10 protein-coding genes are annotated in these 12,807 nt (G+C 49.2%); 7 read left to right on the top strand and 3 right to left on the bottom strand.

The features are described from left to right. Nucleotides 1-207 precede the first annotated feature (207 nt). The 3 genes from G3M70_13250 (at nt 208) to G3M70_13240 (ending at nt 3,630) form a co-directional block, all read left to right on the top strand. A complete protein-coding gene (locus G3M70_13250) occupies nt 208-975 on the top strand; it encodes a phosphatase PAP2 family protein (GenBank protein QPJ62790.1) in 768 nt (255 codons plus the stop codon). Between the two features lie 181 nt (nt 976-1,156). Further along, complete coding sequence (locus G3M70_13245; GenBank protein ID QPJ62789.1) at nt 1,157-2,593, top strand: hypothetical protein; 1,437 nt, start codon at nt 1,157-1,159, stop codon at nt 2,591-2,593. Between the two features lie 8 nt (nt 2,594-2,601). Next, nucleotides 2,602-3,630 (top strand): peptidase M14, encoded by a 1,029-nt coding sequence (locus G3M70_13240; protein QPJ62788.1) that lies wholly within the window; start codon nt 2,602-2,604, stop codon nt 3,628-3,630. Nucleotides 3,631-3,753: 123 nt separating this feature from the next. Here the strand turns inward: G3M70_13240 and G3M70_13235 are convergent, their stop codons facing one another. Next, entirely contained in the window at nt 3,754-4,107 is a 354-nt protein-coding gene (locus tag G3M70_13235) for a hypothetical protein (protein QPJ62787.1), read from the bottom strand. A gap of 850 nt (nt 4,108-4,957) precedes the next feature. Between G3M70_13235 and G3M70_13230 the strand changes: the two genes are divergently transcribed. From G3M70_13230 to G3M70_13220, 3 genes are read left to right on the top strand one after another with little or no spacing between them, the layout of a single operon-like run. After that, the gene (locus G3M70_13230; GenBank protein QPJ62786.1) at nt 4,958-6,097 is read left to right on the top strand and encodes an efflux RND transporter periplasmic adaptor subunit; all 1,140 of its coding nucleotides are present in this window, start codon (nt 4,958-4,960) and stop codon (nt 6,095-6,097) included. Continuing rightward, nucleotides 6,094-9,216, top strand: coding sequence for an efflux RND transporter permease subunit (locus G3M70_13225; protein ID QPJ62785.1), 3,123 nt, complete (start codon nt 6,094-6,096; stop codon nt 9,214-9,216). The genes G3M70_13230 and G3M70_13225 overlap by 4 nt, the downstream gene beginning before the upstream one ends. Next, nucleotides 9,216-10,661, top strand: a complete 1,446-nt coding sequence (locus G3M70_13220; GenBank protein QPJ62784.1) for an efflux transporter outer membrane subunit — start codon at nt 9,216-9,218, stop codon at nt 10,659-10,661. Before G3M70_13225 ends, G3M70_13220 begins: the two co-directional genes overlap by 1 nt. 102 nt (nt 10,662-10,763) lie before the next feature. Here the strand turns inward: G3M70_13220 and G3M70_13215 are convergent, their stop codons facing one another. Next, nucleotides 10,764-11,747, bottom strand: coding sequence for a transposase (locus G3M70_13215; GenBank protein QPJ62783.1), 984 nt, complete (start codon nt 11,745-11,747; stop codon nt 10,764-10,766). A gap of 360 nt (nt 11,748-12,107) precedes the next feature. Between G3M70_13215 and G3M70_13210 the strand changes: the two genes are divergently transcribed. Next, on the top strand, nt 12,108-12,374 hold the full coding sequence (locus tag G3M70_13210; GenBank protein ID QPJ62782.1) for a hypothetical protein: 267 nt from the start codon (nt 12,108-12,110) through the stop codon (nt 12,372-12,374). Between the two features lie 176 nt (nt 12,375-12,550). Here G3M70_13210 and G3M70_13205 read toward each other — a convergent pair whose 3' ends face one another. After that, nucleotides 12,551-12,691, bottom strand: coding sequence for a hypothetical protein (locus G3M70_13205; GenBank protein QPJ62781.1), 141 nt, complete (start codon nt 12,689-12,691; stop codon nt 12,551-12,553). Nucleotides 12,692-12,807 lie beyond the last annotated feature (116 nt).

Here is a 12,807-nt window from a genome sequence, read left to right as displayed (position 1 = left end):
CTTGCCGTGGTATTGATAGGCACATTGATCTTGACCTCTGGTTGTGCCGGGAAGATACACCAAAAAACAAAACCCCATAAACCGGAAATAAATTCCCGCCTCAAAATAAAAAAACCTGCATCTTCGAAAAAAACTTATAAGGTAAAAAAAGCGACCTCAAAACTTCAGCCGCTCAGGCGTCATTCGCCAAGGCTCACAAGGCAATCAGTGAAGCCAGAGGTTGCCCCTCACCCCTACCCGGATGTAAAACTCAATACGGATTACTTTAAAGGGATTGTCACAGACGGCATTAAACTGGTCACCTCTCCCCTCCACTGGGAAACCAGGGACTGGTTAACAGCGGGATTGATCGGGGGAACCACTGTAGCGCTCGGGTTTCTGGATGAAAAGGTGCATGAGGAAATTGAAGAAAACCCCAGCAAGGCCCGGAAAGATTTTTTGAAAGTGGGTGAAGTTGTCGGTGATGGAGGATACGCCGCAGCGTATTTGTCCCTTTTCTATTTAACGGGCTTATTCAGGGACGATGAAGAACTGAAGAGCACAGCTCTGCTTGCAACTGAAAGTTTTTTAATCTCAGGCGCGTTCACATTGACGTTGAAACACCTGATAGGCAGGGAACGCCCCAACAATACGACAGAGGCTGATGACTTTGCCGGTCCATTTGCCGGTGAGGGTTTGGCTTTCCCCTCCGGGCACACCACCACAGCGTTCGCCATCGCAACGGTGTTTGCCAAGCAGTACGAGCGTCACATCTGGGTCCCTCCCCTGGCTTACACGCTAGCAACCATGACCGCGCTCTCAAGGGTCAACGAGAATGTTCACTGGACCTCCGATGTGTTTTTTGGAGCCGCAATAGGTTACTTTACCGCAGCCGCGTTACACAAACTACACAGCAACCCCAATGTACCTAAACTCATGGTGCGGCCCATGGTCAGCTCTGCCCGCCAGGGTATCGCCCTTGATTATCGCTTTTGAAGTTTTTTCGGGTACACTGGAGTTTCGTTCTCACCAGTTCCTAGTTTATTCCCTGATTTCTCATTTTTATTTAATCTTCAGTTAAATTATCAAGCTCTTCTCCACTCCTTTCCATTTAATAGTAAAATGGTAGGGAAAGTAGTCCATTTCAAGTTCTTAAAATATTTTTTTTGGATTTTATATGGGAGATGAAATTTCGCGTTGGGAATTCTCCAGCGAAGATTACAAGGAATTCAAAAACAGGCTGAGAAACGAATCTCGTATTTTAAAAGGCTGGTTCGAAAACAAAAGCTTTGAATCCACCGATGGCAAATGTGGTTTTGAATTGGAAGCCTGGCTGATGAACCCCCAATTTCAGCCCTCACCCATAAATGAAACCTTTCTTGATAACCTGGCCGATCCTCTCGTTGTCCCGGAGCTATCCAAATTCAACTTTGAACTCAATAGTATTCCCTGCTCCATCGAAGGAAATTTTCTGAGTCATTTGGAATCGGAGTTGTCCAGTTGCTGGTCGAAGTGTGCCGCCCAGGCAGAAAAATTGAATTCCAATATTCTCGCAATTGGAATTTTGCCTACGATTGAGGACAAGATGTTGACGCTCGAGCATATGTCTTCCTTGAACCGGTACCTCGCTTTGAATCGGCAGGTACTTCACTTACGTCAAGGAGAACCACTCGAACTCAAAATTGAAGGCAAGGATTCTCTCCATGCCCGGCATTACGATGTCATGCTGGAAGCAGTCGCCACTTCACTTCAAATCCATTGCCAGGTAAAGGCAGATAAAGCGGTGCGACAATACAACCTTTCCCAGATTCTATCAGCACCCATGGTCGCGGTAGCGGCAAACTCCCCTTATCTCTTTGGTAAAGACCTGTGGGATGAAACACGGATTCCTCTATTTGAACAATCCGTGTCTGTCGCCAGTTTTCCCGACTGCCACGGACAGAATATCAACCGCGTGACGTTCGGGACCGGCTATGCACGGCATTCCCTGTTCGAACCATTCCTGGAGAATCTGGACGGGTTCCCGGTATTACTCCCCATGGTTCTGGATGACGACCCCGCCTGGCTCAGTCACCTGCGTTTGCAAAACGGAACTATCTGGCGATGGACACGCCCTTTGATCGGCTTAACCAGTTCGGGCAATCCGCACCTTCGACTGGAACACCGTACTCCCGCAGCCGGACCGAGTATTACAGACACCATCGCCAATATTGCCTTTTTTATAGGGATGAAAGAACACCTGGCGGAAAGAGAAACGCCGCTTGAATTGGAAATTCCATTTGACCATGCGAAAGAAAATTTTTATAAGGCGGCACAACATGGCCTCAGGGCTGAAATAAAATGGATCGGGGGCAAATCAATTCTCATACAAACCCTACTTGAACAAACCCTTCTTCCCATAGCAAAAGAAGGGTTGCAAAAATCCGGTGTGCATCAGGTCGATATCGATTACTATCTGGGAGATGTTATTGAAAACCGAATTAAATCACGACAAAACGGTACCGCCTGGCAAAGAGGGTACATCGCGAAAAATGGCCCCGGTTTCCAGCAAATGACTGGCGCCTATTACGAAAACCAGAAACGGAACCGGCCCGTTTATCAATGGACTATTTGAGCTCTGATATGAAATTAAATATTCTGGACTCCATTCCCGATGGATTTCTGGATACTGTCCCTGAGGAAATGTACAAAATATTGGACGGCCCTTCTTTGATTCAAATAGAAGGCGAGCCGGGTCCCCCACTTTTCCTGGCCACACTCCTGCATGGCAATGAATCTACCGGAATCCAGGCGATTCAGAAGGTGATAAAATTTTACAATGAAAATGGAATGAGGCTTCCAAAACCGCTGAACATTCTGGTGGGTAACGTTGAGGCAGCCAGGACCAAAGAAAGACACCTTGAACACCAACCTGATTACAACCGGATCTGGAACGGAGGCGATTTAAAAGAAAATAAATTTGCACAGGAAGTGATTTCCTTAGTAAAAAATTCCGGGCCATTCGCGTCAATTGACATCCACAACACATCAGGCCAGAATCCTCACTATTCCTGTGTCAATAAACTGGATGCGCCTTTCATCAACCTGGCAAACTTATTCAGCGAAACCCTGGTGTACTTCACCCGCCCCAAAGAAGTGCTCTCCAATGCCATGGCAGAATTTTGTCCTTCTATAACAATAGAGGCCGGACAACCCGGAGATCCGTCAGGAATTCAGCATGTTTATGAGTTCCTGAAAAAATGCCTGCGCCTGGAAAAAATTCCACTGGACTGGAAAGGACAATACGATCCACAGGTTTATCACACCATCGCCCGTGTTCGCGTCCCTCCCGAAAGCAAAATAGGTTTTGGCGACGATTCTCAGGACAAGGATTTTTGTTTTATTGAAAAGCTGGACCAGAAAAACTTTCACGAACTGCCTGCCAACTCACTGATCGGCTGGCGTAGCAACCCTGACATGAAACTTTCGGTGATAAACGAGAGTGATGAAGAAATTGAGTCCGATATTTTTGATTATGTTGAAAAAGAGATCCGGTTAAAACGGTCGGTGGTTCCATCCATGTTCACGACCAATGAGAACATTGTGCATCAGGATTGTCTGGGGTATTTCATGGAGAGATTTGCGATCGACTCAAACAACCGGTCCATTTAAATTTTCAAATCAATTTTGCTGGGCACTCAGTAAAAAACCGGGAACAAATGGGGAACGCTTCACTGAAGCGTTCCCCGAAAATGCAATGTCTAAGCTAAGTATAGATTAAAACTAAGACATCATTTAATTGCTTCTGGTTTCTGAAACACCGTTGTAATACCAGTCCAGAGTTGGATCTTCGGGCAAGTCCATTCTATCCATACCAGCAACAGGATTTTTGGGAATTTCCTTCATGTCTTTATCCACAGGCGTCCCACCCTCGTACCAGGTATAAGTCGGATTATTGTGAGTCAAACCCCAGAAGATGTTGTCATTTTCGAAAATCTGGACATTTGGGTTATTGTTAACCGGATCATTCTGATACCAGGAATCTGTGGGGTTTTCGTGATGAATTTCTGCCTCTACCGGACTAACAAGAAGCAAAAATGCTGTTACAACTATGAGACTCAATATAGATTTTCTTGTCGTCGTTTTCATTTTGGATTCTCCTTCTTGGTCTTTAATCCATTTCGACCCTCGGTTTTTAACTAGTCTCCGATGGGTTCAAAATAGTTTATGTTGCCTTGAATTAACCAGGCTTTTGTCTAGAAATAATATTAGACTTAATTGATATTCTGTCAAGACCTCCGGAATTATTTTTTTTTGAAAATATTTTTAACTTTTTATTTTTAAAGCACTTATGATTATCTTCCAGAAAAAACCATAAATGAAAAGTTGATATAAACCCGGGGAAGCCGGTTTTTCGTGAAGTATGGCCATATTCCTGATATGGCAGGACACGGGCAAAAGCCAACGACCGATTAAAGATTATTTTTTCATCACCGGAAAGATGAATAAAGTAAAGGTGACTTGTTTGATGGAACCGTTTTTGCGTCCTTGTTAAAAAAGAACAGGACACCTAAATACCAGCACCCCCTTTTATAAAGTAAAATCCTTTTTGAGAAACTGGACTCACTTTTCCATCGAAACGGAGCCTCTCAATAGTTATCCTCAAACTTCGCAAGATATTTCATCACCTAAGCCATCTCTCCCAAAATGTGATATTGGACGGCATCGATAACCTGATTTGTCCCTAAACCTAAAGAATAGCCCCTTTTTTTCATTGAATACTTCCCTCGTCAACTTCAAATAACTAATTGTTTTACAAAGTAGTAAATAATTAGATACAATTAGCGAAACAATAAATTTCCGATTGTTCCATCGACTCCGCCTGAGGAACAAATCAAAATTGTTGATCTGTGTAGAGGGTAACCCAATGGTGATTTGGGCATCCGCCCAGGTTTTATTTTAAAATTTTTCGAGGTACGGAATTATCAAAAAGGTTTTTTTGTTCATACTGTTCATTGTCTCACTGGGTCTTTTTTTTCTGGATAATGAAGATTTCGAGGTATTGGCTCGGCAAACCAATGAAATAGGTAAATTGGCCCGCCCTATACTGGATGAAGCACGTCTCTGGCTGGCCAGTGGGCAGGATACGCAACAGAAAATAAAGCCGGGAAAAGCATCCAAAGCCGTCAAGGTTCTGGTTCAACCCGTGCGTCTGATCTCTAATAATCGTATTTTCGAAGCCGTTGGCACAGGTAGAGCCCGTTTATCTCTCCAGGTCTATCCGTCCGTTGCGGAGGAAGTTACCCAGGTTTTGTTCAAGGCGGGTGACCGGGTATCCCAAGGGGACCTCTTGGTACAGCTCGACGACCGGGAAGAAATACTTGCCGTCCGCCGAGCGGAAATCCAGTTGAAGAATTCCCGCAGTTTATTGAACCGTTATGAAAAAGCAGTAAAGGAGGGAGCCGTTCCCGAGAGCGAAGTCGACACCGCGCGGGCCGATTTCGAAGCCGCAAAAGTTGCCTTGGACCAGGCGAAACTGGCGCTGGAGGACCGACGCGTGAAAGCCCCGTTCGACGGTGTCGTCGGCATCCCCAAAATCGACCCTGGTCAACGGATTACCACGACCACCATCATCACCAGTCTGGACGATCGTAAAATCCTCCACGTCGACTTTGAAGTTCCCGAAGCATTGGCTGGGGCGCTCAGAAACTCCCAGTCCAAAAAACGGCCGATCACCGCCACCACCCCCGCTTATCCCGGACGTACTTTTGTTGCCACTATATCCGCGCAAGAGAGCCGGGTGAACGCCGACCGGCGGACCATCCTCACCCGTGTCAGCATAGAAAACGAAGAAGATCTGCTTCGCCCGGGCATGTCATTCACCACTCGCTGGACAATTCCTGGAAAAAATTATCCGACCATTCCGGAAATTGCTCTGCAGTGGGGGCGGCATGGCTCATTCGTCTGGCTTGTGCGCAAGAAAAAAGCAGTCCAGGTGCCCGTGCAGGTCATCGCACGCAAGGCGGGCAACGTCCTTGTGCAAGGAAAACTATCGATCCGGGAGCCCGTGGTGGTGGAAGGGATCCAGCGTATGCGCCCTGGTGTGCCCCTGCAGATAGTCGGTGAAGCAGAGTCATGAAAAACCTGGGGAACAACCTGACCGAACTCGGCGTCCGCCGTCCGGTTCTCATCACAGTTATCAACCTTCTGATTATGCTGGCCGGTCTCGGCAGTCTCATGGGCATTGATGTCCGCGAATTGCCGGATGTGGATCGCCCGGTCGTCAGTGTGCGCGCCATTTATGAAGGTGCCTCGCCTGAGACGATGGACACCGAAGTCACCAGCATTCTTGAAGGCGCGGTGGCCCGCGTTTCCGGTGTCAAGAACATCAAGTCTTCCAGCGAGGAAAACAACATGCGCCTTCATGTTGAATTTCAACCGGAGATTGACCTCAACGATGCCGCCAGCGATGTACGGGAGGCAGTAAGCCGGGTCCAGCGCGAACTGCCGGAAGACATCGATCAACTGGTTGTGCTGAAAGCGGATGACGACGCCTCTGCAATCGTCCAGATCGCCGCGTTTAGCGGCACATTGTCAAAACAAGCATTGGCCAAACGGATCGAAAAGGATGTTTCTCCCGAACTTCTTTCCATATCCGGTGTAGCCGATGTTCAACTAAACGGCGACCAACCCCGCGTCCTCCGGGTATTACTGGACCCGGCGCGCATGGCCGGATATCGCCTGTCTGTATCCGAGGTGGTGGAGGTATTGCGGCAGGCCCGGTTCGATGTCCCCGCCGGGAGTTACGAGTCAAACGATCAGGAACTCATCGTCCGTGCTTACGCATCGGTGGTCGAGCCTGAAAAGGTGGAACGTCTGCACATCCGCGACACCATCCGGGTCAGTGATGTGGGCACTGTATTCTACTCACCGATGGAAGCAGAATCCTATTCTCTGTTGAACGGACGTATGGTGATCGGACTCGGAGTCGTCCGTCAGGCCGGGGCGAACACCATAGCGATATCCAATGAAGTCAACAATCGCGTCCAGCGTATCAACGAACGATCCCGCGACTTTACTCTGTCGATTATTTCAGACGATTCGATTTATATTCGCGGAGCCCTTGAAGAAGTATTGTGGACCCTTGGATTCGCCATCCTGATCGTGCTAATTGTCATCGCCGTTTTTCTCGGCCAGTGGCGGGCGGTACTGGTTCCCGCAGTGACCATGCCCATCTCTCTGGTGGGTACCCTGGTGGCCATCTGGCTGTTGGGGTTTTCCATCAACCTCCTCACCTTGCTCGCGCTGGTTCTTGCGACTGGCCTGATTGTAGATGATGCAATCGTGGTCCTGGAAAATATCCAGCGTCTGCGGTCAAAGGGATACGAAAGTCTGGTTGCGGCAGTGTTTGGAACGCGACAGGTATTTTTCGCGGTGATCGCCACCACAATCACCCTCGTCGCCGTGTTTTTCCCCATTGCTTTTCTTCCAGGGGAGACCGGGCGTTTATTTCGGGAATTCGGGCTCGTTCTCGCCATCGCGGTAACAATCAGTTCGTTCGTTGCTGTTACCCTATGCCCAATGCTGGCCTCCCGCATTCCCGACTCAAAAAAACCAAACATTATCGCGACATTGGTTCGCAATGGCCTGAATGCCTTGGGGAGAGGTTTTGGCGCTTTCTACTTCAAGACTTTGAACCTGCTCCTGTCCTGGTCGTGGCTGGCGATTCCCCTTTCGTTGTTGATAGCCGGAGGCGGGGTTCTCGGATTTCAAATGCTGAATCAGGAACTCCTGCCACAGGAGGACAGAGGTTCTTTGAGTATTATATTAACCGGTCCAGACGGTGCTTCCCTTGCATATTCCGACCGGCAGTCACGTAAAGTGGAAGCCGTTCTCCAGCCCTACCAGGCTCAAGGGCTGATCACCGATATCTACACCATTGTCGGCCGCTGGGACAAAAACCGTACGTACACCGAGGCGACGTTGATTCCCTGGGAAGACCGTAAAGTAACCCAAATGGCGCTCGCGAAAGAAGTTACCGGTGCCCTGAAGGACATGCCCGGGGCCCAGGTAAGGCTCCGCCGAAGCAACAGCCTCAACGTGCGGGGGGCCGGTTCCGGCCTGGAAATCGCTCTCGTGGGAAATGACTACAAAACCCTCAGTAAGGCGGCGGACCTCATGGCCGATGCCCTGAAAAACCGCGTGCCGGAAATCGATGATATCCGGATTGATTTCGATACCTCTCAACCCGAGCTTGCTTTTAATATTGACCGGGAAAAGGCCCGGGATCTCCGGGTACCCATGGACCGCATCTCCCAGACTCTCCGTGTGATGGTCGATAAATTCGAACTGATCGATCTTAGCATCGAAGACCAGGCGGTTCCCATCATGGTGGGGTCTACCCAGGGGGCGATAAACGACCCCGGCGACCTGCTTAATATCTTCGTCACAAATTTGGACAATGAACTGGTTCCGCTCAGCACCATGATCAATGTGAGGGAAACCGGCGTAGCCGCTGAGCTCGATCGCCACGCCCAGCGCCGCGCCATTGAGATGGACCTCGGCGTTCCCCCAGGTACCGCACTTGGTAAAGTCCTCAATCAGGTTCGCAGTGTTGCAGCCGATGTGTTGCCCAAGGAAGTCAACATCCTGTTTCTGGGTGAAGCGGCGACGCTCGAAGAATCGTCTTACGATGTGGCGGTAACCTTTGCCATTGCATTGGCCGTGGTCCTGCTGGTTCTTGCAGCCCAGTTCGAAAGCCTGGGCAGCGCCCTCATTGTCATTTTCACCGTTCCCTTTGGTCTTGCCGCGGCCATTTTTGCCCTGCTCAAAAGCGGCCAGTCCATTAACCTGTACAGTCAGATCGGCTTGGTGATGCTGGTTGGTCTCATGACAAAAAACGCTATTCTGCTTGTAGAGTTCATGGACCAGATGCGTGACGAAGGCATGAGCGTCCACGATGCCATTATGGAAGGCGTGCGAGTACGCCTCCGTCCAGTGACCATGACCGTCATGTCTACCGTGGTGGGTGCCTTACCACTCATACTCAGCACCGGTCCGGGAGCGGAAGCCCGCGAAGCCATCGGCTGGGTCGTCTTCGGGGGGCTGGGGCTGTCCACTCTGTTCACTTTGTACCTCGCACCGGTGGGTTATTACTGGATCGCGCCCTTTATCAAACCCCGAGCGCAAGCAGGCGATGAACTCAAAGCCCAGCTGGAAAGGGTGGAACAAGATGGCCTGAAAATGGAGAACGCATAATGAAGAGGATCTGCGTGTCAGTTTTTCTGATGCTGATTCTGTCTTGTTCCGCCTGTGTCGTTGGTCCCGATTACCAAAAACCAGAAATGGAAGCGCCCGAATTGTTTGTGTCGCAAAAGGTACTCGCCCAACTTAATGAAGGTAAAAATGACACCGCCATAGCCGCCGACTGGTGGAATGGCTTTGCCGACAACACCCTCAACGAACTCGTGCGCAAGGGGTTGGAAAACAACTACAGCGTGGCTGCCGCCCAGGCTCGCGTGAAAGAGGCCCACGCCCGCATTGTTCTTGCCGATGCAGGCGACAACCTGAAAGTCAACGCCGGACTGGACAACGTTATTGACGAGGAATTATCTCTAGACAACGGAACTAATACCCCGACAGGCAGTGTACTCAGTACCCTGGCCTTGAGCCTTCCGCTGGACGTAGCGGGGCGGTTCGAGCGCAGCGTTCAGGCTGCACGAGCTGGTTTCCACGCAGCACAGGCAGACCTCCGTGCCAGCGTTCTCGGAATCAGTTCCGAAATCACCCGCGAATATCTACGACTGCGGGGCAACCAGCGCCAACTTGATCTGCTGAAGGAGTCAGTGGACCTGCAGGCTAAAACACTGTCCATCGTTCGAAGTCGCTATGAAGCCGGTCTGTCTCCAGAACTGGACATGCGCCGCGCGCAAACCTCGGTTGAAAACCTGCGCGCAGGAGTACCCTCGCTTGAGCAATCCCTTCTCAATTCCCGAAACCGCCTCGCCAGCCTGACCGGACAGTATCCCGGAGCTTATGAAGACCTGTTGGAAAAGCACCAGGACATCCCCGTCTACCAGGGGAAAATACCCGAGTTTGTTCCTGTTGAAGTGCTTTCAATGCGGCCGGACATTCGCGGAAGCGAAGAAAAGCTGAAGGCGGCGGTAGCGAGGATCGGCGTGGCAGAAGCGGACTACTACCCCACTTTTGAACTGATCGGAGGAATCGGCATCGGCGCCGCAGGGGTGGTAGGCGCCCCAACGATGGACATCCTGATCGCATCGCTGGGAACATTGATAAACCAGATCATCACAGGGGGAGGAACCCGCCAGGCGAATCTGGATATCGCCAAGGCCCAGGCGGAAGAAGCCCTGGCGAACTACAAACAACTTTTGCGCGGAGCCAGTGAAGAAGTGGAAAACTCGCTGGCAGCTATCCAGGCATCCTTGTCTCGCCAGAGCTCGCTGCGCAAAGCGGTCGATGCCAGTGGCATCAGTTTTTACCAGGCGGAGACGCTTTACAAACAGGGATTAATCAGCTTTATCGACGTGGTAGACGCCCAGCGTGTACTGGCCAACGGTGAACAGCAGCTGGCTGCAGAACGCACCAACTACGCAACCCAGATTGCCACCCTGTTTCGCGTCCTCGGAACCCATATCAAATCTCCTGCACCCGAGACAGAAAGTAAACTCAGAATTCAATAACTCACCTGCTCGCTATCACTGGCCCCATCCAGTGTTGAACACAACACCCTGATCTGATCGATCAACCACCTCCCCCAGAATTTTTGCGCCAGACCATTGGGGTCAAGTCTTTATTTGACTACATTTTTTCCTGAGCTTATCTGCAAGCCGTTTCAATTTTTTATCTTTATTCATCTCATTTTTGATACGGAAATGATGTGATGCTACTGTCCGATAAGAACGCGCTCCAAATGTCTCTGCAATTTCTCGTTGGGTTAACCCCGTCAACTCCCAGGACAAATATAACGCCATATTCCTGGCCATGTTGAGTTCGCCGCGTTTTGATTCCATTAAGGCACTCAGTGGCACTTTGAACTCTCGCCTCACGACCCTGATTACAGTCTTTATTCCAATTTCCCCCTGAGCTTTACGACCTTGAGGAATTTCCTCCGTTCCCGCCTCTATGTCGGCCACCCTTTGCTTCATCTTCTCCATAAAGCCTTCATCGCCTAACAGCCATCCTATTTTTTTGCGTTTATAAAATTCTTCTAACCGGGGATCCTGAGGTTCTTTCATAAACCCCTTATATTGCTCCAAGGCTTTGCCCGGCTTTGCTGAAAACCAGGTCAACACTTCCCTGTTGCAAAGCCAGTCCGGTGCAGTTTTAGGTTTAATATATCCCTTGTGACTGCACCAACGATACGACTCCGGCTTCAAACACAACCTGGCCTTGACCGGGTTCATATGAATATATCGGACCACTTGAAGCAGGTAAGCATCCGCATCTATAATGAGAGCCCGATACCGCCCTCGAAACAAGGGGCCGTCTTTGCCGTTTTTACGATTGAATCTTTGCGTGTAGACCCCATTGACGTGTCGCATGAAACGGGACAGGTTGGCGTTCGGAGTATTCACCAGAAGGTGATAATGGTTGGGCATCAGGCAGTAAGCGCCAATTTTTATCCCAAACATCCGGCAGGCCTGGCTCAGTGTATTGAGGAAAAGAGTGTGGTCCTCGGGATCCTTGAAGGTGGCATGACGACGCAACCCACGATTCATCACGTGGTACCAGCCGCCCGCTATTTCAAGTCGTAGAGGTCGAGACATACTCTAATATTAAAAAAACAATAACAAATAGTCAAATAAAGATTTGACCCCTTTACTTTAATGACCCCTTTATTATTGCGGAAATAGATTGGCAGAAAGAATGAAAGGTAAACTTGATCATTGTCCCCCATGTGAAACAATATCTGGTAGAATTGTTCCTGTGGGGACTGTTGGATATCGGTTCGACCCACAACCTCCTCATGTAATTTCGCATGGTGTTGCAGGAGACCATTTAAATCTATTAATTGCAAACCAAAACCCTGAAGAGGGTTGTAAATGTTTTTGGGCTCCACAAAACAAGGCTGTGCCGCCTCCTCCACAGCCTCAGTGGATTGAAGCAGAACCTTTTAAAAATTGATTATGAATTATTTAGACGGTCAAGAAATTAGGCTAGGCGACAAGGTGGTTTTTCCAAGGGAAGTTCCAGATTCTTATGGAATCGTTGTTTTTAGTATTGATACAGATGAATATAGTGCCGAATATCCAAAAAAAGGATGGGAGTATTTAGAAAAGGGAGTGATGATCGATACTACTTGGGGAGGACTTGTACACTACTCTGAACCCTCTGATGAATTTGAGCTAGTTGAAAGGAATTCTAAGTTTAAAGTAATACATAAACTTGATTGATTATTTTTGGTAAAGAGCTACCCATTAGCAGGCTCCGTGTCAAGGAGCGAACGTGCCCCTATCCTCCAGATGTAAATTCTTCCCGAAGTTAATATTCAGTTTAACAGGCCGGAGTTGATGTTACGCGTTCTGGTTTTCGTTCTGGTTGATGTCGTTCCTTGACGGATACGCATCAGTCACCCAAAATAATCCATCGGCACTTTGAATTTCATGGCGGCTCCCATAAGGGACTGGTTCAGGTAAAAATCGTGTTCGGTGGATAAACGCTCAAATGTCCGCCAGTGCATTCCTTTGGGTTTTAATCCATTGCCGTTCAATATTCCAGGTTCCCATCCCAGTCGATCTCGAATCTTGTCTGCCCGCCTGTAAAGGGGTCAAGTCTTTACTTGACTACAAGTTGAAAAAACACACTCCTCCAGAAAACCATTCTCCA

The organism is Candidatus Nitronauta litoralis (assembly GCA_015698285.1).
Lineage (GTDB): Bacteria > Nitrospinota > Nitrospinia > Nitrospinales > Nitrospinaceae > Nitronauta > Nitronauta litoralis.
Note: the sequence above shows the minus strand (reverse complement) of the source record. Positions and strands in the feature narration are given on the sequence as shown.